At 28.7% G+C, this 23,587-nt stretch carries 23 protein-coding genes, 2 tRNA genes and 1 other RNA gene; 24 read left to right on the top strand and 2 right to left on the bottom strand.

What is annotated here, in order from left to right:
• Positions 1 to 5 precede the first annotated feature (5 nt).
• The 6 genes from bvRMA01_RS03555 (at position 6) to rnc (ending at position 2,818) form a co-directional block, all read left to right on the top strand.
• Entirely contained in the window at positions 6 to 266 is a 261-nt protein-coding gene (locus bvRMA01_RS03555) for an EscU/YscU/HrcU family type III secretion system export apparatus switch protein (protein ID WP_247032218.1), read from the top strand.
• Positions 267 to 539: 273 nt separating this feature from the next.
• Positions 540 to 1,079 carry a hypothetical protein gene (locus bvRMA01_RS03560; protein ID WP_240390443.1) on the top strand — a complete coding sequence of 180 codons (540 nt, stop codon included), beginning with the start codon at positions 540 to 542 and terminating at the stop codon, positions 1,077 to 1,079.
• A gap of 2 nt (positions 1,080 to 1,081) precedes the next feature.
• Entirely contained in the window at positions 1,082 to 1,579 is a 498-nt protein-coding gene (gene coaD, locus bvRMA01_RS03565) for a pantetheine-phosphate adenylyltransferase (RefSeq protein ID WP_011772637.1), read from the top strand.
• Positions 1,580 to 1,630: 51 nt separating this feature from the next.
• Positions 1,631 to 1,813 (top strand): 50S ribosomal protein L32, encoded by a 183-nt coding sequence (gene rpmF, locus bvRMA01_RS03570; protein WP_011772638.1) that lies wholly within the window; start codon positions 1,631 to 1,633, stop codon positions 1,811 to 1,813.
• Positions 1,814 to 1,835: 22 nt separating this feature from the next.
• A complete protein-coding gene (acpP, locus tag bvRMA01_RS03575) occupies positions 1,836 to 2,078 on the top strand; it encodes an acyl carrier protein (protein ID WP_025443510.1) in 243 nt (80 codons plus the stop codon).
• Between the two features lie 5 nt (positions 2,079 to 2,083).
• Positions 2,084 to 2,818: a ribonuclease III gene (gene rnc, locus bvRMA01_RS03580; RefSeq protein ID WP_011772640.1), complete on the top strand. Its 735-nt coding sequence runs from the start codon at positions 2,084 to 2,086 to the stop codon at positions 2,816 to 2,818.
• On the opposite strand, the gene bvRMA01_RS03585 is transcribed toward rnc, so the two are convergent.
• Positions 2,790 to 4,013 carry a CCA tRNA nucleotidyltransferase gene (locus tag bvRMA01_RS03585; RefSeq protein WP_247032220.1) on the bottom strand — a complete coding sequence of 408 codons (1,224 nt, stop codon included), beginning with the start codon at positions 4,011 to 4,013 and terminating at the stop codon, positions 2,790 to 2,792. The genes rnc and bvRMA01_RS03585 overlap by 29 nt on opposite strands.
• A 125-nt stretch (positions 4,014 to 4,138) precedes the next feature.
• Between bvRMA01_RS03585 and bvRMA01_RS03590 the strand changes: the two genes are divergently transcribed.
• The 18 genes from bvRMA01_RS03590 to bvRMA01_RS03675 all read left to right on the top strand — a co-directional run bounded on the left by bvRMA01_RS03590 (position 4,139) and on the right by bvRMA01_RS03675 (position 23,011).
• The gene (locus bvRMA01_RS03590; RefSeq protein WP_247032222.1) at positions 4,139 to 5,905 is read left to right on the top strand and encodes a DUF5312 domain-containing protein; all 1,767 of its coding nucleotides are present in this window, start codon (positions 4,139 to 4,141) and stop codon (positions 5,903 to 5,905) included.
• A gap of 6 nt (positions 5,906 to 5,911) precedes the next feature.
• Positions 5,912 to 6,232: a hypothetical protein gene (locus tag bvRMA01_RS03595; protein WP_011772643.1), complete on the top strand. Its 321-nt coding sequence runs from the start codon at positions 5,912 to 5,914 to the stop codon at positions 6,230 to 6,232.
• 69 nt (positions 6,233 to 6,301) lie between these two features.
• Positions 6,302 to 6,375: transfer RNA gene (locus bvRMA01_RS03600), tRNA-Thr, on the top strand.
• 4 nt (positions 6,376 to 6,379) lie between these two features.
• A tRNA-Tyr gene (locus tag bvRMA01_RS03605) sits at positions 6,380 to 6,461 on the top strand.
• A 233-nt stretch (positions 6,462 to 6,694) separates the two neighbouring features.
• Positions 6,695 to 7,729: an endolytic transglycosylase MltG gene (gene mltG / locus bvRMA01_RS03610; RefSeq protein ID WP_247032224.1), complete on the top strand. Its 1,035-nt coding sequence runs from the start codon at positions 6,695 to 6,697 to the stop codon at positions 7,727 to 7,729.
• A 6-nt stretch (positions 7,730 to 7,735) separates the two neighbouring features.
• Positions 7,736 to 9,511: a DNA primase gene (dnaG, locus tag bvRMA01_RS03615; RefSeq protein WP_247032226.1), complete on the top strand. Its 1,776-nt coding sequence runs from the start codon at positions 7,736 to 7,738 to the stop codon at positions 9,509 to 9,511.
• Entirely contained in the window at positions 9,504 to 11,396 is a 1,893-nt protein-coding gene (gene rpoD / locus bvRMA01_RS03620) for an RNA polymerase sigma factor RpoD (RefSeq protein ID WP_433996714.1), read from the top strand. Before dnaG ends, rpoD begins: the two co-directional genes overlap by 8 nt.
• 12 nt (positions 11,397 to 11,408) lie before the next feature.
• Positions 11,409 to 12,167 carry a zinc ribbon domain-containing protein gene (locus bvRMA01_RS03625; RefSeq protein ID WP_011772647.1) on the top strand — a complete coding sequence of 253 codons (759 nt, stop codon included), beginning with the start codon at positions 11,409 to 11,411 and terminating at the stop codon, positions 12,165 to 12,167.
• Between the two features lie 29 nt (positions 12,168 to 12,196).
• An RNA gene (gene rnpB, locus bvRMA01_RS03630) (RNase P RNA component class A) lies at positions 12,197 to 12,545 on the top strand.
• A gap of 19 nt (positions 12,546 to 12,564) precedes the next feature.
• Entirely contained in the window at positions 12,565 to 13,530 is a 966-nt protein-coding gene (locus bvRMA01_RS03635) for a tetratricopeptide repeat protein (protein WP_247032228.1), read from the top strand.
• Between the two features lie 12 nt (positions 13,531 to 13,542).
• Positions 13,543 to 14,592, top strand: a complete 1,050-nt coding sequence (locus tag bvRMA01_RS03640; RefSeq protein ID WP_011772649.1) for a rod shape-determining protein — start codon at positions 13,543 to 13,545, stop codon at positions 14,590 to 14,592.
• 2 nt (positions 14,593 to 14,594) lie between these two features.
• Positions 14,595 to 15,440 carry a rod shape-determining protein MreC gene (mreC, locus tag bvRMA01_RS03645; RefSeq protein WP_247032230.1) on the top strand — a complete coding sequence of 282 codons (846 nt, stop codon included), beginning with the start codon at positions 14,595 to 14,597 and terminating at the stop codon, positions 15,438 to 15,440.
• A complete protein-coding gene (locus tag bvRMA01_RS03650; RefSeq protein ID WP_011772651.1) occupies positions 15,437 to 15,919 on the top strand; it encodes a hypothetical protein in 483 nt (160 codons plus the stop codon). Before mreC ends, bvRMA01_RS03650 begins: the two co-directional genes overlap by 4 nt.
• A gap of 1 nt (position 15,920) precedes the next feature.
• Complete coding sequence (gene mrdA, locus bvRMA01_RS03655) at positions 15,921 to 17,723, top strand: penicillin-binding protein 2 (protein WP_247032232.1); 1,803 nt, start codon at positions 15,921 to 15,923, stop codon at positions 17,721 to 17,723.
• 5 nt (positions 17,724 to 17,728) lie between these two features.
• Positions 17,729 to 19,048 (top strand): rod shape-determining protein RodA, encoded by a 1,320-nt coding sequence (gene rodA / locus bvRMA01_RS03660; protein ID WP_247032234.1) that lies wholly within the window; start codon positions 17,729 to 17,731, stop codon positions 19,046 to 19,048.
• Between the two features lie 154 nt (positions 19,049 to 19,202).
• Positions 19,203 to 20,954 carry a threonine--tRNA ligase gene (thrS, locus tag bvRMA01_RS03665; protein WP_247032236.1) on the top strand — a complete coding sequence of 584 codons (1,752 nt, stop codon included), beginning with the start codon at positions 19,203 to 19,205 and terminating at the stop codon, positions 20,952 to 20,954.
• A 1-nt stretch (position 20,955) separates the two neighbouring features.
• Entirely contained in the window at positions 20,956 to 21,579 is a 624-nt protein-coding gene (gene pgsA, locus bvRMA01_RS03670; protein WP_247032238.1) for a CDP-diacylglycerol--glycerol-3-phosphate 3-phosphatidyltransferase, read from the top strand.
• On the top strand, positions 21,569 to 23,011 hold the full coding sequence (locus bvRMA01_RS03675) for a hypothetical protein (protein ID WP_247032240.1): 1,443 nt from the start codon (positions 21,569 to 21,571) through the stop codon (positions 23,009 to 23,011). Before pgsA ends, bvRMA01_RS03675 begins: the two co-directional genes overlap by 11 nt.
• On the opposite strand, the gene cyaB is transcribed toward bvRMA01_RS03675, so the two are convergent.
• A complete protein-coding gene (gene cyaB, locus bvRMA01_RS03680) occupies positions 22,988 to 23,512 on the bottom strand; it encodes a class IV adenylate cyclase (protein ID WP_247032241.1) in 525 nt (174 codons plus the stop codon). The genes bvRMA01_RS03675 and cyaB overlap by 24 nt on opposite strands.
• Positions 23,513 to 23,587: the final 75 nt, after the last annotated feature.

Raw genomic sequence — 23,587 nt, forward strand, 5'->3', positions numbered from 1 at the left:
AAGATATGCATGGAGAAAAATTAGCTTTATTGATTAAATATGATACTAAATTTCCAGTGCCTTTTATTTTAGCTAAGGCTAGGGGAGAGAAGGTCTTACGTATAAAAGAGCTTGCTAAGCGAGAGGGTATTCCTATTGTGGAGGATAAATATTTATCTGAGAGCTTATTTTTGGTTAATGAGGGTGATTTTATTGATTCTAAATATTTTAAAGTAGTTGCACATATTTTATCTGTTGTTTATAAATTGAAGAGTAATAAATTATGAATACTAGACAAATTGGAAATCGTGGCAAGGTTTTTGCTTTAAAATATTTGCTTGAAAAGCTTAATAATTTTTATTTTATAGAGATAAAATATTGAAATGTTTATCCATTTAAAATTTTGGGATATTCAATTAATGTCGAAAATGACAAGTATGGTAAGTACAGTATTAGAATATATCACATTTAGTGATTTGAGGTCATTTGTAATGTTTTTTGATATTGTGTTTAATTTTAAGAGATTACTTATTTGTCTTATATAGTTGAGGGAGATAGCCTTGAAGTCTGATCAAAATAAAGCTTGTGGCAATGATTTTAGAAAGGTAAACAAAGTTCCTTATTGGAAAATGAGAAAAGTAAAATCTGATCTTAAAAAACAAAATGTTGTGGCTTTGAATACTAATGATAATAAATCTGTGGGTACTAACTCTAATGATCAAAAGAATTATAAGGGTAATAAACAAAAAGGTTTTAGTAAAGACCGCAGATTGCGTATAAGGTTTAAAGAAGTATGTCCTATTTGTGAAAAACCTATCAGAGATATTATTTCTTGTATGTCTATGAAGTTGAATGGTGAAGATAAACCTATACATTTTGATTGTGCTATTGATAAGTTGAAGTCTGAGAATGAGCTTTTTAAGAATGAAAGTTTATTGTATGGGGGTGTTGGTAAATTTTTTGTTATTGATAAGTCTGTTAGAGGAAACAGTTTGGCTTTTAAGATAGTCAGAGAAGTTGATTTTGAAAATTTAGAGAGTTGTCCTAGTTGGCGAAAAAAAATTCTTCAAGATATGAATAAAGGATTTAAATTTTATTAATTATGAGAGTAGCATTATTTCCTGGGTCATTTGATCCTATTACTTGGGGACATATTGATTTAGTGAAAAGAGCATCATTAATTTTTGATAAGGTTATTGTTCTTGTTGCTAATAATAGTGCTAAGAGTTATTTGCTTAGTGATATTGAAAGATATGAACTTACTTTTGAGGTTATTGCATCTTTAGGGTGGTCAAGAATTTTTGTAGATAGGTATGATGGAATTATTTTGGATTATGCTTTAAAAAATAATATTGGTTTTATTGTTAGGGGTGTTAGGGCTTTTCATGATTTTGAATTTGAATTTGAAAGATATGTTGTTAATAATAAGCTTAGTCCTTCAATAGACATAGTATTTTTACCAAGTAGTGATAAATATCTGTTTGTAAGGTCAGATCTTGTTAAAGAATTGATAAAGAATAAGAATTTTGATCTCTCAAGTTTTATCCCGGATTTAGTGCAAAAAAAGTTGAAATCTAAATTTATTGACAAATTATCTTAATAATATATATATTATTAAGATATGTTTGTTTATGTTTAAGGAGACAAAGAGATGGCTGTTCCAAAATTTAAGCCTTCAAAGTCTAGAAGTAGGACGAGGCGCAGTATAAATATGAGGAAAAAAATACCACAATTTCAAGAGTGTTCAAATTGTGGTAACCTTGCAGTAAGGCACAGAGTATGTGTGAAGTGTGGTTATTATAGAAATAGTCAATATTTAGAATTAGGATTGTAGTTTGAACGAGGAATGTTTGTTTATGGATCAAAGTGAGATTTTTAAAAAGGTTAGGTCTATCATATCCGAGCAGCTTGATAAAAAAGAAGACGAAATTACTATGGAATCTAGGTTTGTTGAGGATCTCGGTGCAGACAGTCTTGATATTTATGAACTTTTATATTTACTTGAGGAAGCATTTGATGATAAGATTCCAGAAAATGAGGCTAGTGAATTTGAGACCATAGGTGATGTTGTTGCCTTTATTGAGAAAAAAAAGGATTAGATATCATGGGTTCTGCTGTTGTAATGAAGTTGGATACAGATCGGAGAAAAAAGTTAAATGAGTTCTTACTGGGTTTGCATATTGATTTTAATGATATTGATTTGCTAAATATGTCTTTAAGTCATTCATCATATGCAAATGAATTTGACCAAAAATATGCTAATAATGAAAGATTAGAGTTTTTGGGAGATTCTGTTCTTAATCTTATTATTACAGATTATTTATATAGATTTTATCCTGAAAAGAGTGAAGGTGAACTTAGTAAGGCCAGATCTTATATTGTTAGTGAAGAATCTCTCTCTAGTATTGCTCGAGAACTTAACCTTGGCAACTATATTTTGCTTGGTAGGGGGGAAGAGAATAATGATGGACGTAATAAGAAAGGTATTCTTGCAGATGCTATTGAGGCTTTTGTTGGTGCACTTTATCTTGATGGTGGTTTTTTAAAGACTTTGGATTTTGTCATAGAGCTTTTTGAAGTTCATATAAGGTTGATGTTTAATCGTGGTGATTTTAAAGACTATAAAAGTCTTTTGCAAGAATATGTTCAAAAAAAATATAAAATTTCTCCCACTTATAAGTTGGCTAAAGAGTTAGGTCCTGATCATAATAAGGTTTTTTGTGTTGAACTTTATGTTAATGATAAATTTATATCTAATGGTAAGGGAAAGTCTAAAAAAGAAGCTGAGATGATAGCAGCTGAGATGGCACTTAAGAATATTGCAAATATTGATCTTTAATTTTTTTGATTAGAATCTCTTTTTTGTTTAATTTGGGATTAGTTAGTACTTCTCTTAATAGGTAGTCAAGGATTTTTCCAATATTTTTGTTTTCTGTTAATTTAAGGTTTTTGATATCGTTGCCATTTATTTTTAGTTCTTTTAAGGATAAGGGATCTTTAAGTAGTTTTTTGCTTCTTATTTTATTTATTATAAATTTAAGTTTATGATCTTTTCCTTTAAGAGCTTTATATATGTCGAGTATTTCCTTATAGTTTTTTCTGGTAGCTTTGCTTAACAAGATTCTTATATCATGTAATTTTTTAATTCTTAGCGTGTTGATTTCATTAATAACGGTTTTATATAATAGTATTAATTTAATGTCTTTATTTGAAAATCGAAGTGATTTTAAATTTTCTATTAAACATGATATATCTTTTTTTATTGTAAAAATAACCATTGCTTTTAGATAAAATTTGTTTTTGTTTAAAAGAGTAATTTTATTTTTTAATTTTTTGTTTATTTCTATGTTGAAGAAGTACTTGAAGAAATTTATTTTTTGTAGATAATTGATTCCTTTTATTGGATTTTTTCCTTCTAGAAGTTTAATAAATTCATTGTTTATTCTTTCTTTTGATAGAAATAGGATGTTTGTTTTTTTATATTTCATGGAAATTAATGTATTTTTATCGATTGTGAAATCAAGTGTGGATGCAAATCTTGCAGCTCTGAGTATTCTAAGAGCATCTTCTTCAAATCTTTTGTTTGGTTCCCCTATACATCTTATTATTTTTTTGTTAAGGTCTTGTTTTCCCTTATAGCAATCTATTATTTCATAGTTAAGTATATTCATTGCGATTGAGTTTATTGTAAAATCTCTTCTTTGAAGATCTTCATTTAAGTTTTTTGTAAATTTTATGTTTTTAGGGGCTCTTTTGTTTTCATAGTCTATGTCTATTCTATAAGTTGTGACTTCAAAAATTTTTTTATTAAAAATTATGCTTATTGTACCATGCTTTATTCCTGTTTTCACGTTGTTTGGAAATAGTTGCATTATTTCTTCTGGAGTTGCATTTGTTGTAAAGTCAAAATCATAAGGTATCTTTTTAAGAAGTAAATCCCTTAAAGCACCTCCTACTAGGAAGAATTCATAATTATGATTATTAAAGATTTTACTAATTTTTATTATGTCTTTAGTATTGATGCCTAGATTCATATAGAAATATATTATAGTTGAAATATTATTTTTTCTAAGGTTAAAATATAATTTTAGTTTATTCTTAAAATATCATAAAATAATATTTGTTTGATGTATATTTAAACATTTATAAATGGGGTTTTATGAACAAGAGTAATGTTAGTATATATGATTCTATTGATAAGCTTTCAAAGGATTCAAGGGCTAAATTGATAAGAGAGATTAAAAAGAATCTAAGCCTAAATTCTTCAGTATTGTCTGAAAATAATTCTAATTACTTATATTCAAATTTTGCCATGCAAATTGATGATTTTTTGTCTAAAAAATTCATGGAAGAGTCATTTTGGGTAAGGATATGGGTATATATCTTAAAGTTTTTTCAAAAAGATAAGACTAAAGAGGATATTTATAAAATGCATCTTCTAAAAAGATTAGAAGATCATGTTAATAATATGTATAAAAATCCTGTCATAGATTTTAAAAAAGGATATCTACGTATAGGGTTTGTAGAAATGTTTTTTGAACTTTATTGCCATTTAGTTAAGCTTAAAGGGTATTTTAAGATGTTAGAAAAAGGGAATATTGTTGAACAAGCAATGTTTGAAGTTATTCACAGTAAAATTCCTAATTCTCAGTGTGAGATAGAAGATTTTTTGGAACCTGAGGAGTATGAACAATTCTTAAAAAAAGATAAAACACAAGATGAATTAGAAGAGATTATTAAAATAAGAATTGGTAATTATATTGCTTCAATTCCTTTACAAATTTATTCAGTTGTAGAGGATATGTTTGAATTTTTTTATGTTCTAAATGGTATTGCATTTTTTCCTTATAGATCTTTTTTTTCTTTTTTTAATGTTGAGCCTTTAGACGATATGGGTAATTTTGATGTTTCCGATCTTGATAGGACAGTTAGTACCAGTTTTGAGAGTGTGAGTAAGTATTTTAAATGTTTCTTTGAGATTTTGCATACATTAAAAGATATTGAAATAAATGAAGAGGTTCTGAAAATTATTGTTAAAAATTATTATTTAATAATAAAATCAAATGAGAATAATATTTTAAGTGAAGAGAGTCTTTTAGGAATTGATTCTATGTTTAAAGACATTTTGTATATTATGACAGAAATCATTAGCTTGTCAAAAACTTTGCCTTATTTAGATGTTTTTAAAATTTATTATGAAAATCCCGTTTTAAAGCCTAAAAATTATGTTCCTTGTTTTGATGTAAAAGGTTTTTATGAAAATATTTTATTTTTAAATGTTACTGAGCAGCTTGTTAAAAACTATGCTAAGTCTTTAGCAATACTTGTGAATAGAGATCTTAAAAAGTTAATTGAAAATTATAGTGTTATTATTAATTTAGATAGCATAATTTTTAAGGGAATGGAGCTTGAATATTCAAATTTTAAAAAACTTTACTTTCTCAATGAATTCTTTAAATATATTTATGACATAAAGATAATAGAAATATTAAGAACCGTAAATAATGTGGTACTTGTCAATAATACCGACTTAAGAAGTTTGTATATTAAGCTTGAGAGAAATATAAGTGTGCTGAGAAAAAAAGTTTATGATTTGTATTTTGAGCTTAATTATAAAAATGAGGAGTATGAACAATATAACAAAAATTATGATAGTGATGATTCTTATAAGGAGAAAATTTTGGAATGGTGTTTGAGGGAGGTTGAGACCGTTAAAGGTTTGGTTTTTGAGTTTATGGGTTGTTTTATTGATCTTAAGGAGAAGTACATTGCTCTTTTAGACAATAATAATGCTTTTATACAAAGTACTCTTAATATTTCTCATAAATTGTCTACGGAAGATAATACGAAGATTAGTTTAGGTTATGTTATTGCTAATGTGTTGTTTATAATTAAACAATCTCTTTTTATACTTGAAAATTTATAGGTTATTATGAAAAACTCTAATTCAAACGATTTAAGGTTGTTTTCAATTTTGATTAGAGTTTTAGTAATAATTTTATTTTTTAATTCTGTACTTAGTTTGTTTATGTTTTTAGCAGGTGCTTATAATGTTTTTAAGTATTCTTTTCAAAAATTTTCACTTGAATTTGCGATTGTATTAAGTACTATTTCTTTTGGACTTGAGGCTATGAGATTAATTTTTTATTTGTTTAGAAGAAAGAGGATTAAACATTATATCATTTTGGTTTTTAGTTTTATTATTTGTTTTTGTGCTTTTTTTGTAAAAATTTTTCTTTTTCTTGAAATATAATTTGTTTGTTTTAATCTTACTCTTGACTAATATATTTTATTTTTATAAACTAACCATTAGCTTTATTATGCCGACTTAGCTCAGCTGGCTAGAGCAGCGGTCTTGTAAACCGCAGGTCGTCGGTTCGAGTCCGACAGTCGGCTTTTAGGGGCGGTACCGAAGTGGTTAACCGGGGCAGACTGTAAATCTGTTGGCATTGCCTACGTGGGTTCGAATCCCACCCTCCCCAATTTGAAATTGAAATTTAACCAGGTATTTTGTGAGGTTTAATTTTTTTTGTTTGATTATTTGAGATATAGTTTTAATGTTGTGTTTTTTAAATATTTTCGCATTTATTATAATAAAATTTTAATTAATATTTGTAAGTCATGTTTTTCAAGGATAATGTGCTTTGTTGTTTCTTATTTAATTGAGAGCATGAAAGCGTGATTTTCTTTTTTTAAAAAGAGATTTTAAGTTTTTATGACAATAAAAAAATTTTTCATTTCCCTTTTTGTGTTATTTGTTATTTTTTCTTTCTTAGCATTTTTTTTGTATTTTTTAAATTCTTCTCCTTTTAAATCTGATTTAATATATGAGTTTGAAGTTCAAAAGGGATGGGGAGTAAAAAAAATTGCTTGGGAACTTAAGAAAAAAGGGTTGATCAGATCTGACAAATTATTGATAGCTATTTCCTATCTTTTTGGTAGTGATAAAAATTTTAGGGAAGGCAAATATTTAATCAATGGTCATTGTTCAACTTTTGATGTATATAGAGAATTTTTGAAAGGCAGACCTATACTTCCTATTAATATCACCATCCCGGAGGGGTATACTGGTAGAAGAATAGCTTTGAAGCTTTATGAATCAGGCATTATTAGTGATGCGCAAAGTTTTGTTGATTTAATAAATGATGTTAAATTTATCAATGACCTTGGACTTAGTTATGATTCTCTTGAGGGGTTTTTATTTCCAGATACTTATAAATTTTATAAGGGTATAGATATGAAGGAAATAATTCGAATTTTTGTTGGTAATTTTTTTAGCAAACTTGGTTCTATTGGGATAGAGCATAAATCTTATTCTAGTGGAGAGTTTTATAATAAAGTGATCGTTGCTTCTATTGTTGAGCGTGAGTATCGAGTTAAGAGTGAAGCGCCAGTAATGGCATCTGTTTTTTATAATAGGATAAAGTCTAATATGGCATTACAATCTTGTGCTACAATTGAATATATTATTACCGAAGAGTTAAGAAAAACTCATCCTACAAGAATTTATTTTTCAGATTTAGAGATTACTTCTGCATATAATACCTATATTAATAAAGGTTATCCCCCAGGTCCAATTTCTAACGCTGGGATTGTATCTTTAAAGGCCGCGTTTTTTCCAGCTAACACAGAGTATTTATTTTTTGTTATAAAAGATCCTAAAGTTGGAACTCATAAATTTTCTTCAGCTTATAATGATCATCTCTTGGCTGTTAATAGTTATATTCGTAATTTTATTACTAAGGATTAAGTAAGTATGGAGTATGCTAAGGTTATAGATTTAATTAAACAGAGAGTAGATATTGTAGCTTTAATAAGTGAGCGTGTTAGATTAGTTAAATCAGGATCATCTTATAAGGGGCTTTGTCCTTTTCATGCTGAAAGGACCCCTTCTTTTTCTATAACTCCTGCTCAGGGACTTTTTTATTGTTTTGGATGTAGGAAGGGCGGAGATGTTATCAAATTTTTGATGGATATTGAAAAACTTGATTATAATGGTGCTGTTAAGTCTTTGTGCAGTAGGATAGGTATTGTATATGATGATATTAAGAAAACCACTGTAGTTAAGAATAAAACTCAGGATAAATCAATAATTTCAAAAATATATGATTTAAATGCTAAGTTGATTAAGACTTTTGAATTTTTTTTAAATAATAATCAAAAAGTTTTAAATTATATTTTGCAAATGAGAGGGATATCTAAAGATGTTATTGATTTATTTAATATTGGTTATTTGCGATTCGATATTCCAGGTAAGTTTAATTTTTATAATTTTTTGATTTCAAAAGGATATTCTGATGAAATTTTGAGTAAAAGTGGTTTGTTTTCAAAAAGGAAGGGAATATTTTCAATTTTATCTGGAAGATTGATTTTTCCAATCAGAGATTTTAAAGGAAATGTAGTAGGGTTTGGAGGTAGATATTTAGGTAGAAATAATGGGCCTAAATATATTAATTTAAGTGAAACAGAGGTTTTTAAAAAGAGAGAATTGCTTTATGGATTTTATGAAGGCTTTTCTGTAATTAAAGAAAGTAAATCTGTAATCTTAACAGAAGGGTATATAGATGTTCTTTCCTTTTTTACAGCGGGTGTAAAAATTGCCGTTTCTACACTTGGTACTTCTTTTTCAAGGGAGCATTTTGCTTTAATTAAGAGATATGCAAATAAAATAATCATGTGTTTTGATGATGATGATGCTGGGCTTTTAGCTACCTTTAAGGCTTATCAGATTTGTTTACCGTTTGATATTGATGTAAGTGTAATTAGAATGAAGTATGGAGTTGATCCTGCAGATGTTTTAAAGAATAAAGGTGCTTTTGTCTTAAAGGATATGATTAACGATGGCTGTGATGCTTTTGAGTATCTTTTGGAAAAATATTCAGGTAAATATGATTTAAGTAAAACAACAGATTTAAATAGTATGGTTGGTATGTTTCTAAATTTGATAAGTTTGTCAAGTACTAATACGCAAAGGGATCTTCTTTTAAAAAAGCTTGAGAGTAAGATGGGTATTAAGTTAGAAACCTTAAGAGAAGATTATTATAGTATGAGAGAGAGGAGTGCAATTGCGAGTTATAAGAGGAATGCATATTCTTATGAGATAAATACCTATGAGAGATATTTATTAGTTGCCTTATTGAAAGACTTTAATTATTTTACTATAATAAGGCGTAATATTAGTGATAGTGACTTGTATGATGTTGATGTAAAAAAAATTTTTATGTGCTTTGAATACCTATTTGAGAATAATGAAAGTTTTTCATTGCTTAATTTAAAAGAATTGCTAAAAGATAATAAGTATAGCGTTAGCGAAGTTTTTTTTGAGAATATGCTACGAGTAGAGTTTGAAGTGGATGATGAGATGGTTAAACAAATTTTGTTTGCAATTAAAAAAAGGAAAGTGGAGAATCGAATTTTAGTATTTAAAGATATGAGCAAGAATAATGTTTCAATAGATGCTAAGGCCCAAATAAGGGAATTGATGTTTTTAAATATGCAGAGAGAAAACTTGAGGATATATTTGAATGAATAGTGTAGGAAATAAAGACTTGCAGATTTTTAAGAAGAAGAATTCAAAAATAATAAAAGCCATCTTGAGTCATTTGGGAGATAAAAAGGCAATTACTTTTGAGGATTTATCTACCTTTTTATCAGGAGATATGTTGGATCCTGACAATATTGATTATATTTATGGAGTCCTTGAGAATGAGGGAATAAGCTTGGTTAATGAAAAGATGGAGTCAGATATTTGTGATATTGATGAATTTGATGAAGCAGATAAACTTGATAGTCAGTGTATGATGTTAGACGATTCTATTCAGAGTGATGATGAAATTGATGATAAATTGGATGAATTTGATGATGAGGTTTTGGACAAAGAAGATTTTAGTTCAGGATATATTAAGAGTGGTTTATTAAAAGATAGTAATTCTGAAGATCCTATAAGGCTTTACTTAAAGGAAATAGGGAAAGAATTTTTATTGACTGGGAATCAAGAGGTTGAACTTGCAAAACAGATGGATTCTGGTGAGAGCATAATTGAGAATATTCTTAAAAATGAAGGACTGGTCATAGAGAATTATTATAATTTAGTTAATGCTATTTATTCAAGAGTAGATAAAGAAGAGTTTTTTAAGAAAGAAAAGGAAAGAGAAAAAGATAATAATTTCGATTATTATAACAAAAAAAAAAGGATCACTTCTTTTTATAAAGCTTCATTGAAACCATTTCAGGATCGTTTAACAAAATATATTGAAAGAAAACATAGCTTATATGAGCTTGGGGAAGATATTTTTGAAGAGAGTATTACTAGTGAGAGACTTCATATAAAAGAAATGCTTAAGTCGGTACCTTTATATCAAGAAGAGTTGCGTATTTTTTCAGATGATTACATTGATTCTGCTAGTAAAATAAAGGATTTAAAGAGGCAACAAAAGTCCATATTGGATAGATTAAAGATAGATAAGGTACGCAATCTGAGAATTTTGGGGAGAGACTTAGCTATTCCTGAGAGACGGGAGAGGATAGAAAAATCTTTAAATATTCGAGAAGATCTAATTAAAGAGCAAATTACAGAAGCTCAACTTGCTCAAAAAGAGCTTGAGAGAATTGAGATGTATTATGAATATCCAATGGATAAGATAATAAGCATGTCGGAGGAAATCCTTAAGGGCAAGCAGATGATGCAGCATGCAAAAGATCAGTTAATTAAGGCTAACTTAAGACTTGTGGTAAGTATTGCTAAAAAGTATGCTAATAGAGGGTTACATTTCTTTGATCTTGTTCAAGAGGGCAATATTGGTTTAATTAAGGCGGTTGAAAAATTTGAGTATAAGCGAGGCTTTAAGTTTTCTACTTATGCTACATGGTGGATTCGTCAAGCAATAACAAGATCAATCTCAGATCAGGCGCGTACCATTCGTGTTCCTGTTCATATGATTGAGCAGATAAATAGGTTGAATAGAGAAACAAGATATTTGGTTCAAGTGTTAGGTAAAGATCCAACAGACGAGGAGTTGTCATCTAGACTTGGGTGGGATCTTAAAAAAGTAAAGACTGTAAAGAATGTTTCAAGAGAGCCCGTTTCACTTGAAACACCAATTGGAGAAGAAGAAGATTCTGTTCTTAGTGATTTTATTGAAGATAAGGCTATAAAAAATCCAGCAAAACACACGTCTTTTGTGGTATTGCAAGATCAAATAAGAGCAGTTCTTGGAACTCTTCCAGAAAGAGAGCAGGAAGTTGTTAAGATGAGATTTGGTCTTGAAGATGGATATTCTTTAACTCTGGAAGAAGTTGGACTGCATTTTAATGTTACAAGAGAGAGAATTAGACAGATTGAGTCTAAGGCTTTAAGGCGACTTAAAAATCCTAAGAAAACCCAAAAACTTAAAGATTATTTAGAAGATTTAAATTGAATAGGAGGCTTTATGGAAAGTAATATTGATGTATTAAAGAATCTTGAAGGCATATATAAAGCTAAGTTTGAGCTTGAGGAAAGGCAAAAAAATATTCCTAAATATTTGCAAACTAAAAAGGCTCAAATTGATGGACTTATTGAAGCTCTTGCTGAATTGCAGTTCAAATTTAAAGAATATCAAAAAGAAGATTCATCTTTGAAATTAGATATTCAAGACATTAATGTAAGGAAGGGCAAGGCAGAAGAGAAAATTGATAGCATTAAAACTCAGAGGGAATATGAGGCTCTTGAGAAAGAATTGCAGACTATTATAGATGATGAAGTTGCTATTAGAAAAAAAATGACACATATTACTGGACTTAAGACAAAAGTAGATAGGGAAATAGCAGATGTTAAGAGTAGACTTGAAGTTGAGCAGGATATGTATGCTACTGAGAGTAATGATCTTGAAAATGAGCTTTTAGAGATTATAAAGAAGCTTGATTCTATAAAAGGTGAAGAGGAAAAATATGCTTTTCGAATGGACGAGGACTTTTTGTTTAAATTTCAAAGAATTATTAGAAATAAATCCAATGGGGTTGTGCCTTTGATTGAAAATGTTTGTAAAGGTTGTCATATGATACTTCCTGTTGAGTTTGCAAATAAGGTGAGGCGTGAACCCGATGATGTTAAATTTTGTCCTTATTGTAGTAGAATACTCTATTATCAAGATAAATTTGAAGTTGGTTTAGAAATGGTTCCTGGTGGTTTAGCAGATCTTATAGAATAAGGTTTTTAATTTTGTATTTTATTTTAATAAGTTGATATCCAGTCATCGCTTAATATGCTATGTTGAAGTATGTTAAGAGGAAAGTCCGAGCTCCAATAAGAGCATGATGCTAGGTAATGCCTAGGAGTTTGAAACTTAAGAGAGTGTCACAGAAAATTACCGCCTTAGGGTAAGGGTGAAAAGGTGAGGTAAGAGCTCACCGCTTGTTTAGTGATAAATAAGGTCAAGATAAACCTCATTAGGAGCAAAATCAAGTAAGCAAGCTTCCTTAGCTCTTGAGGGTATGCTTGTGGGTAGATTGCATGATTTTTCCAGTGATGGAAAAGCAAGATAGATGATGACATAATACAGAACTCGGCTTATGGATGTCAACTTCTATTTTTTGTAGAGAGTTTTTATGGGAATCAATTATCTAAAATGTACTTTTTATTTGATTATAAGTTTGTCACTTTTATTCTTTATTTTTTATGTTTTATCTTATTTTAAGACTTTTTCCAATTCTTATTTAAAGGCAGGTCCTACTGAGGTAAATTTACTTGTTCTTTGGGATAATAGAGAATATAAAGAAATAATAGATTATGCTGAAAATGGTCTTAAAGAAAATAAATTTGATTTTAATCTAAATTTGCTTCTTGGGTTTTCATATTTTTATTATTCATTAATGTTGAATGATAGTTACTTAAAAAATCAATTTTTAGACAATTCAATAGAAAGATTACGGTTCTTAATGTCAATTAATGATGATGTCCCTATGAATTCGCTTTATTATATTTTGGGTAAAGCTTATTCTCATAAGGGTGAGTATTATAGTGATCTTTCTGTTAAGTATTTAAGTAAAGCTTTATATTCAAGTAGTTTTGACTTTATGAGTGTAAAGGAGGATATTTTTGAATATCTGGGATATTCTTATCAGATTTTAAAAGACTATAATTCTAGCTTAAAGTTTTTTGAAAAAGCTTATAAAGAGAATAAATCTGATCTTGTGCTTTGGAGTTTGGCATATGTAAATTATAAGACAGGCAATATTGATAAAAGTGTTGAATATATAAATAAATTTTTACAGGAAGAGAATAAGTCATTAAAAAATGAAAAAAGTGATGATAATTTAATGCAAAAGGTATATTTATTGTACGGAGATATCTATTTGGAGAGAGAGGCCTATGAGGATGCTTTAAGTTGCTATGATAAAGTCTTGAAAATTAATAGTTTAAATCCTAATGTTTATGTTAAAATAGGAGACATATATAGAAAAAGAGATAAAGATTATCCTAAGGCTAGAAAATATTGGAGAGAAGCGTTAAGCATTAATCCTTATTTAGAAGAAGCAAGGGAGAGACTTAAAATTAGCTTAGAGGATTTTTAGGGGGAGCTTGATTTGAATTTTTTTAAATCTTTTTTGATAGATATTGGTATTGATCTTGGTACATGCAACACTTTAGTTTACATTAAAGATTATGGTGTGGTGATGAGTGAGCCTTCGGTAGTTGCTATTGACGTTAATAAAAATAATAGGGTTGTAGCTGTTGGGCGCAATGCAAAGAAGATGCTTTGGAAAACACCGGAAAATATTAAGGCCGTAAGACCTCTTCGTGATGGTGTTATTGCTGACATTGAAAATACAGAGAAAATGATTAAATATTTTATAAGCCAAATTTTTTCTCGGAAAAAATTGTTTTTTAAGCCTAGAATGGTAATAGGAGTACCAACTTGCATTACGGAAGTTGAGAGAAGAGCTGTAAAAGAGAGTGCAATGAATGCTGGTGCTCGTGAAGTTAAGGTTATTGAAGAATCTCTTGCAGCTGCTATTGGCTCTGATATTCCCATTTTTGAACCAACAGGTCATATGGTGTGTGATATTGGAGGGGGAACTACTGAAATATCGGTGATTTCTCTTGGTGGTATGGTGGTAAGTAGAGCTATTAGAACGGGTGGGGATGAGTTTGATGAGAGTATCATCAAGTATATGAGAAATGCTCATAACATTATTATTGGGCAACAAACAGCAGAAAAATTGAAAATTAAGATAGGTAATGTTTATCCAGATACTCATAATTTGAAGGTAGAGACAATAGATATTAAAGGAACAGATGCTGTTACGGGTCTTCCTAGAAAGCAAATTATTGATTCTATGGAAGTCCGAGAATCTTTGCAAGAACCTATAGGTATTGTTGTTGATGAGGTTAAAAGAACGCTTGGAGCAACTCCCCCAGAGCTTGCAACAGATATTGTTGAGCGTGGAATCATATTGACGGGAGGTGGAGCTCTTCTTAAAGGACTCAGTAGGCTTTTATCAAAAGAGACGGGAGTTCCAGTTTACGTTGCAGATAATCCTCTTTTATCTGTAGCTGTTGGGGCTGGTTTATTTTATGATTATGCTAATAGAATAGATATTAGTAAAAATATATATAGTTTTATTAATGAATAGATATGAAGTTTCTTGTTAATTTCAAGAATTTTGTTAAGGTACTTAGTGTATTAATATTTGCTATCATTCTTATGCTCTATGATTCAAGTGCTTCTAAGATTAATAAAAGAGACGATTTTTTTATTTTTACTTTAAATTCATATATTCAGCGAAATGTGCATGAGTTTTTTAATTTTATTTCTAGTATTTTTAAGGCGATAAATGAATATAAAGATTATGGTGAGACAATAGAAGCTTATAAGAAAAGAATACAGCAACTTGAAATAGTAATTCAGAATGTGCAAGTGTTAAGACAGGAAAATGCCAGGCTTAAAGAACAGCTTGGATTTTATTCGGTACATTCTAATGATTTTATTTCAGCTGAAATAATTTACTTAAACTATGCAAATGTTTCATCTTTAATGGCTATTAATAAAGGCTATAATGATGGTGTGCAAAAAGATATGATAGCTGTTGCTTATCAAGATGGGTTTAGTGGTCTTGTTGGCAAAGTTGTTAAGGTTTATGCGGATACTGCGAGAGTTTTGCCTTTAACCAGTTATGAAAATTTTGTCTCTGCAAGAATTCAAAATAGCAAATTCATTGGTCTAGTTGAGGGTAAGGGATATGGTGAAGTTCTTGAGATGAATTATGTTAATAAATTAGCCGAAAATACTTTAAAGATTGGAGACTCAGTTGTTACTGCTGGATTTAGTGATTATCCTAGTGGAATTTATATAGGAAAAATTACTCATTTTGATGTTCTTGAATATAACTCTCTTTTAAGTATTAAAATAGAACCTGTCATAGTTTTAGATAAGTTAGAATATGTTTTTTTAATTAAGGGTAATCAGAGGATAGAAAAGTGATATCTTTTATACTCTATTATATCGTTAGTATATTTTTAGGACAAGTTTTTCAATATTATTGTGATATTAATTTTTCTTTTTCAATAGATATATTTTTAATTATTTTAATTTTTAATTCTCTAAACTTTGTTTTTAATATAGGTTTAATTTCAAGTATTTTACATGGTTTTATTATGGAATATTTCAATGGGTTGCCACTTGGATTTTTTGTTTTTAGTTATGTTTTGATATTTTATCTTCTTGAAAAAGTTAAATTGATTGTTCCAAAGAGTATGTTTAGTATAACAATATTTTTTATTTTTTCAAAATTTGTTATTTGGTTTGTAGCAATGACTTTTGCAGATTTTATTGATCTTAAAGGATTCAATTATTCGATATTTGATTTTAATATTGTTATAAATATAGTGTTTTTAAATTTTTTGTATCCAATTTTAAATTATTGTACGAGAAATCTTTATACTATTAAAGAGGAATATTAAAATGAAGGTTATTTTGAAGGGTCGATATATGTTTGGCCTGTTGCTTCTATTTTTCGTTTTTTTTTCTTATCTTTTTACTTTATTTAAAATGCAGATTGGAAAACACTTGTTTTATGATAGAAAAGCAACAGTTCTTTTATCTAGAGTTGAAAAAATCAATGCTTCACGGGGTGAAATTTTAGATTCAAACTTTAATGTTCTTGCAAATAATCTTACAGCATTTGTTTTAAAGATTAGTTTGGAACAATATTATGGCATGTCTCTTGAGGATAGGGACGAGATGTTAGATTTTTTATCAAGTATTTTAGGTATTGAAAGAGAACTTATTCTCTCTAAAATTGAGGCTCCTAGAGGATATTTGAAGGATGTAGAAATAGTTGAACTTAGTCCAGAAATGTTGTTTAGAGTTGCTGAGAAGAGAAGTTATTATCCTGCATTTTTATGGACATATTCTTTTAAAAGGAATTATTTAGTAGATGATTCTTGTTCCCATCCTATTGGGTATGTTGGTAGGATTAATCAAAGGGAACTTCGTTCTTTTTATAATGTTAAAGGGTATGATAATAATTCTACAATAGGAAAATTAGGCATTGAACAAATTTATGATAGTTATATCAGAGGGAAGGAAGGTTTAATTAAATATAGGGTAGATTCTAGAGAAAGAAAAATGGATAGTGGTTCTATTATAGAGCATATGACGCCTGGTAATAATATTGTTTTAAATATTAATAAGGATATTCAACTGCTTGCTAAGAACACTTTAGGTAAAAGGTATGGAACTGTGGTAGTGTTAAAACCTTCAACAGGTGGTGTGTTAGCACTGCATAATTATCCTTATTATTCAATGAATGATGTTTATAATAAGTATTCTAAAGAAGATTATTCTTTTCTAAATAGGGCAATACAATCAGTTTATCCCCCTGCATCTGTTTTTAAATTGGTTTTGACCACAGCGTTATTAGAAGAAAAGGTCCTTGATAGGGCTAGAAAAATTTATTGTCCGGGATATTTTAGAGTAGGCAATAGAGTGTTTCATTGTTGGCAACGAGGTGGTCATGGTTATGTCGATTTGGAACATGCTGTTGCTCATTCATGTAATGTTTATTTTTATATATTGGGACTTAAGTATCTTGGTGTTGAGAAAATTTTTAAGTATGCAAAAGAGTATGGATTTGGTGAAAAAACCGGGATTGATTTGCCAAATGAGGTTTCAGGACTTATTCCAAGTCCTGAGTGGAAGGAAAAATTTTTTAATCAACCTTGGGTAGGTGGCGATACTGTCAATTTTTCAATAGGTCAAGGGTTTTTAAATGCTACCCCTATGCAGATTGCCAATATGATAGCTATGATTGCAAATGAAGGTGTTATTTATAAACCAAGAATTGTTAATAGGATTTTAAATGGGAGTACTAATGAAGTTATTCTTGAAAATGTTCCCGAAGTCCTTAAGAAAACAGATATTATTAGTCAAAATACTTTTAAGTTTTTGAAAAAATATATGAGAAATGTTATAACTTATGGTACTGCTAGAAATTCAGTTCTTACAAAGGCTGTTGAGGTTGGAGGAAAGACCGGTACAGGTCAAACTGGTGTTACTGGACTTGAGCATAGTTCTTTTGTTGCTCTTGCTCCTTATAATGCTTCACCTAGTGAACAAGTTGTTATTTTTAGTTTGGTTGAAGGAAGAAGTAATACAGATAATATGTGGTCTGCTAAATCTGTAGATTTAATGATGCAAGGGATTTTTGCTAATCAGAGTTATGAGGATATTCTTAAAGAGTATAGACCATGGTATATTAGGTAAAGTAAATGGCTGTTTTTAGAAAAAGTTATGATAGTTTAACATTATTTAGTTTGGTAATGATATCTTTTATTGGAGTCTTGCTTATATATTCTAGTGATTATACTTCTAATGGTTCTTTGATGAAGATTGAATATATCAAACAAATTGTATGGGTTCTTGGTGGATTTTGTGTAATTTTTATAATAGGAAAATATGATCTTAAGATTATACATGGCATGATTTATCCTTTATATTTTTTATTGGTTGCTGCTTTGGTTTTTACTGCGATTTTTGGTGTTACTGTTAATGGAGCTAGATCTTGGATTGGAATTTGGAAATTAGGTGGACAACCTTCAGAGTTTGGTAAGATTATTAGTATTTTGACCCTTGCTAAGTTCTATAGTAGTAGGAATGAATATCATAATTTTTTTGTTTTTATTTTTGCTTTTATTTTAATTGTTCCTGTTATTTTATTTGTGTTTTTACAGCCTGATTTTGGTACTGCTGTAGTTTACTTGAATATGTTTATATTTATTTCCTTTTTTGCTGGTATAGATATACACTATATTTTGTATTTTGCATTAACGGGATTTTTTTCATTTTTTTTTGTGGTATTGCCTGTTTGGTATGAATACAAGGCAGATATGGGAAATGTATTGTATTTGATTTTTTCTAATAATTTTTATTTTCAATTAGCTTTTTTAGTATTAATTTTGGTGTTTTTGTCTTCTGCTATAGGTTTTTTTGTTTCAAAGTATAATTTCAGTATTAGACTTATTTATTTTTATATATTATTTATGAGTTCAATTTTACTAATTGCGGCTTTTTTTTCTAAATTTTTGTCAAAGTTCATGAAACCTTACCAAATTAAAAGATTTTTGGTTTTTTTAGATCCAAATATTGATCTTAAAGGGGCTGGTTGGAATTTAAATCAAGTAAAAATTGCTATTGGTTCTGGAGGTATGTTCGGTAAGGGATTTTTAAAAGGTCCTTACACTCATGCAAATTATGTTCCATCTCAGAGTACAGATTTTATTTTTTCAATTCTTGCTGAAGAATTTGGCTTTTTAGGAGTTAGTGTAGTTTTGATATTATTTTTTCTTATTTTTTTTAGGATTTTAATAATAATGAATAAAAGTAAAGATAGATATATGTCTTTGGTACTTGCTGGTGTATTGGGTCTTTTGTTTTTTCATACCTCTTTTAATATTGGTATGTCTTTAGGGCTCTTGCCAATTACAGGTATTCCTTTGCCTTTTTTATCTTATGGTGGTTCATCTACTATTACTTTCTTTTTGGCTATGGCTCTTTATTTTAATATTGAGTCTATAGTCACTATGGATTAGAAAATTTTATTGCATTTTTTGTTTTGTCTGTTTTTTTACTAAATTTTTTTGTATATTGTATTGAGAAGATTTATTATTTATCTATAACTGTGGTTAGTGCTTAAATTTATTATGATATTATAATTTAGAATCTTAGAGTTTGTAAGGTGTTATTATGAGTGAGAAATTAGATAAAGAGGATGTTCTTTATAAAAAAAGACATTCGATTGCGCATGTTATGGCAGAAGCTGTAATTGAGTTATTTCCAAATACTAAGATTGCTATAGGCCCCCCGATTAAAGATGGGTTTTATTATGATTTTGATTTTGAAAAACATATTATAGAAGATGATCTTTTGTTAATAGAACAAAAGATGAGAGAGATTCTAAAGACAGGGAGTTCTTTTGTAAAGGAAGTGATAACTAAAGAACAGGCTTTAATGCTTTTCAAAGATGAACCTTATAAGATTGATTTAATTCACGAGCTTGATATTGCAGATGAGATTTCAATATATAAAAGTCATAATTTTACTGACCTTTGTAAAGGCCCCCATATTGATAATATGGGAAAAATTGATCCAAAGGCATTTAAGTTAATTAGTATTGCAGGTGCTTATTGGCGTGGCGATGAGAAAAATAAGATGCTTACTCGTATTTATGGGACTTTATGGAACAATGAAAAGGATTTAAAAGCATATCTTAAATTGCGAGAAGAGATAAAAAGGCGAGATCATAGAAAACTTGGTCGAGAACTTGATTTGTTTTCTGTTCATGAAGAAATAGGACCTGGTCTTATATTTTTTCATCCAAGTGGTGCTAGAATAAGAGCTTTAATAGAAGATTTTTGGAGAGAGGAGCATTTTAAGAGTGGTTATGACATACTTTTTACGCCTCATGTTGGCAAATCTTGGCTTTGGGAAACTTCTGGGCATTTAGATTTTTATAAAGAAAGCATGTTTGAGAAAATGGAGATGGATAAGAGTAATTATTATGTTAAGCCTATGAATTGTCCATTTCATATTGCTATTTATAATACCGGTAGGCATTCTTATAGAGATTTGCCGTTTAGGTGGGCTGAACTTGGTACGGTGTATCGTTATGAAAAGGTAGGTGCTCTTCATGGTACTATGCGTGTTAGAGGATTTACTCAAGATGATGCACACATTATATGTACTTATGATCAAGTTGAGTTTGAGGTCCAAGAGGTTTTAAGATTTGCTCTTTATATGTGGAATAAATTTGGATTTACTGCTTTAAAAGCATATCTCTCGACAAAGCCAGAAAAATCTGTAGGGGATGAGGATGATTGGATAATGTCTGTAAAAGTCTTAAAAGAAGCTTTGATTAATTTAGGTATTGATTATGATATTGATGAGGGAGGTGGGGCTTTTTATGGACCTAAGATTGATCTTAAAATAATAGATTCTCTTGGTAGAGAATGGCAAATGAGTACAATTCAATTTGATTTTAATCTTCCTGCGAGATTTAAAATGACTTATACAGCAGAAGATGGTAAGGAGAGGCAACCTTTTATGATTCATAGGGCTCTTCTTGGTTCTATTGAAAGATTTTTTGGAATTTTGGTAGAACATTATGGTGGTGCATTTCCTGTATGGTTGGCACCTCTTCAAGTTGTAATTATTCCTGTAAACAATATTGTAGAAGATTATGCGTTGGAGGTATTGTCTCGTTTTAAAAAGGAAGGAATTAGAATAAAACTTGATAATGATTGCAATATGAGAATGAATGCAAAGATTAGACAATATCAATCCCAAAAAGTTCCTTATATGTTTATTGTGGGAGAAAAAGAGGTAGTAGAGGGAAAGATTTCGATTAGAACCAGGACAAATGAGCAGATTAATGGACTTGAGCTGAAAGAAGCACTTGAATTTGTGAAATTAAAGGTTTCTAATAAGGAGATTTTATAGTTTGAATAGCGAAATTATAATGAGTCCGAATAAAATAACTTTTTTTAGAATTATATTATCTTTTGTTATCTTATTTATATTATGTCTTGAAGATCTTTGGAATTCTTATTTATTTTTAATTCTGATTTGGTTTTTAATTATTTTTAATGAAATAACAGATGTTATTGATGGATATATTGCTAGAAAATATAATTTAGTTAGTAATGTAGGTAAGATTTTAGATCCTTATGCAGATGTGTTGCAACATTTAACATATTTTGCCTTTTTCTTTTATAAAGGGATTACACCATATTATTTTTTTGTGATATTTATATACCGTGAACTTTCTGTTGGTGTTGTTAGGAATTTAATTATTCAGTTTGATATAGTTCAACAAGCTAAATTTTTGGGTAAAATAAAGTCGTTATTTTATGCTATTGCAACATTTGCTAGTCTTTTTTTTTATAGTTTAAACAAGTTGAGGATTACTATATTGATTGAGAATTTTATTAGTTCAATTTTAAATCTAGATTTTAATTTTTCTTTTATTGTTGGAATGATATATGCTATGTCTGCCTTTCTAACTATCATATCATTAATTGATTATGTTGTGATATTTTTGTATCTTAGCAAGTATGAGAAGTAATGTATTATTAATATTTATTTGGTTACTAATTGGTTTTTATTCTCATGCTCAGTTAAAGCAAATGTTAACGGAAGTTAAGCCTTTAAGTATTTCAAGTGAAAGTGGAAAGGGAAGTGTTTATCTAAAGGTTAACAAGTCTTCTAACTATATCTTAACTTTTGATGTTTCTTCAGATTCAGATTTTGTCTATATGGTATATGATATTTTTAATAAAAAATATATAACAGATAAGATAAGAAAGAAAGATGTCAAGCTTAAATTGAATAAAGATATTCTTTATGCTGTGATCTATGTCACATCTGAGAATGTAAATATTGATTTTATCCTTACTGATTTAGATTTGTCGATAATAAGTGATAGCTCTTTAAGAGCTAAAATATCTGGTATAAAGAAAAAAGATAAAACTTTTTTATTAAAAAATTTGCCAAACTTTCAATTAGGCTTGAAGCTTAAAAGATATATTTTAAGGACTTATAATCGCAGTATTTATCTTGCTTATCAGATAGAAGGTAATGATGATATTAAGGTTTCTTCATTTATTGAGAATATTGGTTGGTTTGATATAAGTACTGCTGTTAATGATAATATTACTGATATTGCGTGTTTTGATTTTGCAATTAATTCTAAAGGAGAATTATATGTTGTATTTACGACTAAGAATACCAGTGATTTTTCTAGCGAACTTATAGTCAAGAAATTTAATAGTCGAAAGTGGATTGATATTAGTCCTAAATTTAGGGATAATATTGGATTTTTGGTAAATATTGGCATTGATAAGAGAGATAATTTGTATGTAGCTTATTTAAGGAAAATTGGTAGTGAATATAAAGTAAACTTTGTTGCAAATAAAGGATATAGTAATATTTGGAATAGTGTCATGGATTCTTATATGTCTAAAGGCAATGCCAATGTTGATGATGTTTCAAGTATTGGTATTATTTCTGAGCCTTTTCTGGGGATTTTTTATAATTATAAAGTAAATAATTATGTTAATTCTGAGTTTATTATTGATAGTGGTAAAACTTGGGGAAATGCAAATATTCAGTCTGCAAATGTAGCAAATTCTGTCAAAATTCTTTCTAATTCTAAATCTGACCAAGTCGTTTTAAGTTATATAACAAAGGATAGACCTGTTGTGAGTGTATTTACATTGCAATATGATAAGTGGCAAAATATAAGTCCAAATATTAAGATTGATGGAGTCACTAGTGATATTTTAAGTTATAGGAATGATTTGTTTTTAACTTTTGAAGATGGTAATGATATCAGGCTTATTTATTTTGATGATAATACTTGGTATTTTTTTAATGAATCTGAAATTTTTCAAAAATCTGTTTGTAAGCCCCAGTTTGCAAAATATCAGGATAAAGGATTTATATTGTCATATCTGAGCTTAGATTTTAAGATTTTATACTTTAGATTGATTAGCTAGTATTAGTTCAAAATAGGATTTTTTTTCAATATTATTTTGTAATTTGAATTCTTTTATTGTTTCGTAAATTTCTGTCTTGGCAAAACTTAATTCATTCTTATCATAGATTATTTTTTCGATTTCTAAAAAAAAACCAAGATTTTCAATTTCATTAATTTCTATGTTTAAGTTTTCTTTTTTATAAATTAGACTTTTTTTGATTTTTTTGTATAAAATTTTAAAATTCATTTCTTCTAGAAAAGATATAAAATTGTTGACTTGATCTACTTTAAATTCGATTTCCTTGTTTATTTCTATGTCATTTTCTAAAGATTTAATTTTAAAGGTTACAATCTTTTCTAAAGTGTTAAATTTTCTTATTCTAATTATTTTTTCTGTGTTACAGTAATAAGTATCATCTTTGATTTCTTCTTTGATAAATTTGAATTTTTGATTGGCCAACTTTAAAATTTCTTTAAGTTTATTTTTGGGAATAAAAGCTTTCAATTCAATTTCAAACATGTATTAAAAATAATAAAATTATGGTAATATTTCAATGGCCTGTAATTTTGATGATGATAACTTATATATTTTGTT

This window comes from Borrelia venezuelensis, from assembly GCF_023035835.1.
GTDB lineage: Bacteria > Spirochaetota > Spirochaetia > Borreliales > Borreliaceae > Borrelia > Borrelia turicatae.

What these genes read in the sequence shown, in the direction of transcription:
- bvRMA01_RS03555 (WP_247032218.1), top strand. Translation starts at nt 6, where the DNA reads ATGCATGGAGAAAAATTAGCTTTATTGATTAAATATGATACTAAATTT.
- coaD (WP_011772637.1), top strand. Translation starts at nt 1,082, where the DNA reads ATGAGAGTAGCATTATTTCCTGGGTCATTTGATCCTATTACTTGGGGA.
- rpmF (WP_011772638.1), top strand. Translation starts at nt 1,631, where the DNA reads ATGGCTGTTCCAAAATTTAAGCCTTCAAAGTCTAGAAGTAGGACGAGG.
- acpP (WP_025443510.1), top strand. Translation starts at nt 1,836, where the DNA reads ATGGATCAAAGTGAGATTTTTAAAAAGGTTAGGTCTATCATATCCGAG.
- rnc (WP_011772640.1), top strand. Translation starts at nt 2,084, where the DNA reads ATGGGTTCTGCTGTTGTAATGAAGTTGGATACAGATCGGAGAAAAAAG.
- bvRMA01_RS03585 (WP_247032220.1), bottom strand. Translation starts at nt 4,013, where the DNA reads ATGAATCTAGGCATCAATACTAAAGACATAATAAAAATTAGTAAAATC.
- bvRMA01_RS03590 (WP_247032222.1), top strand. Translation starts at nt 4,139, where the DNA reads ATGAACAAGAGTAATGTTAGTATATATGATTCTATTGATAAGCTTTCA.
- bvRMA01_RS03595 (WP_011772643.1), top strand. Translation starts at nt 5,912, where the DNA reads ATGAAAAACTCTAATTCAAACGATTTAAGGTTGTTTTCAATTTTGATT.
- mltG (WP_247032224.1), top strand. Translation starts at nt 6,695, where the DNA reads ATGACAATAAAAAAATTTTTCATTTCCCTTTTTGTGTTATTTGTTATT.
- dnaG (WP_247032226.1), top strand. Translation starts at nt 7,736, where the DNA reads ATGGAGTATGCTAAGGTTATAGATTTAATTAAACAGAGAGTAGATATT.
- rpoD (WP_433996714.1), top strand. Translation starts at nt 9,504, where the DNA reads ATGAATAGTGTAGGAAATAAAGACTTGCAGATTTTTAAGAAGAAGAAT.
- bvRMA01_RS03625 (WP_011772647.1), top strand. Translation starts at nt 11,409, where the DNA reads ATGGAAAGTAATATTGATGTATTAAAGAATCTTGAAGGCATATATAAA.
- bvRMA01_RS03635 (WP_247032228.1), top strand. Translation starts at nt 12,565, where the DNA reads ATGGGAATCAATTATCTAAAATGTACTTTTTATTTGATTATAAGTTTG.
- mreC (WP_247032230.1), top strand. Translation starts at nt 14,595, where the DNA reads ATGAAGTTTCTTGTTAATTTCAAGAATTTTGTTAAGGTACTTAGTGTA.
- mrdA (WP_247032232.1), top strand. Translation starts at nt 15,921, where the DNA reads ATGAAGGTTATTTTGAAGGGTCGATATATGTTTGGCCTGTTGCTTCTA.
- rodA (WP_247032234.1), top strand. Translation starts at nt 17,729, where the DNA reads ATGGCTGTTTTTAGAAAAAGTTATGATAGTTTAACATTATTTAGTTTG.
- thrS (WP_247032236.1), top strand. Translation starts at nt 19,203, where the DNA reads ATGAGTGAGAAATTAGATAAAGAGGATGTTCTTTATAAAAAAAGACAT.
- bvRMA01_RS03675 (WP_247032240.1), top strand. Translation starts at nt 21,569, where the DNA reads ATGAGAAGTAATGTATTATTAATATTTATTTGGTTACTAATTGGTTTT.
- cyaB (WP_247032241.1), bottom strand. Translation starts at nt 23,512, where the DNA reads ATGTTTGAAATTGAATTGAAAGCTTTTATTCCCAAAAATAAACTTAAA.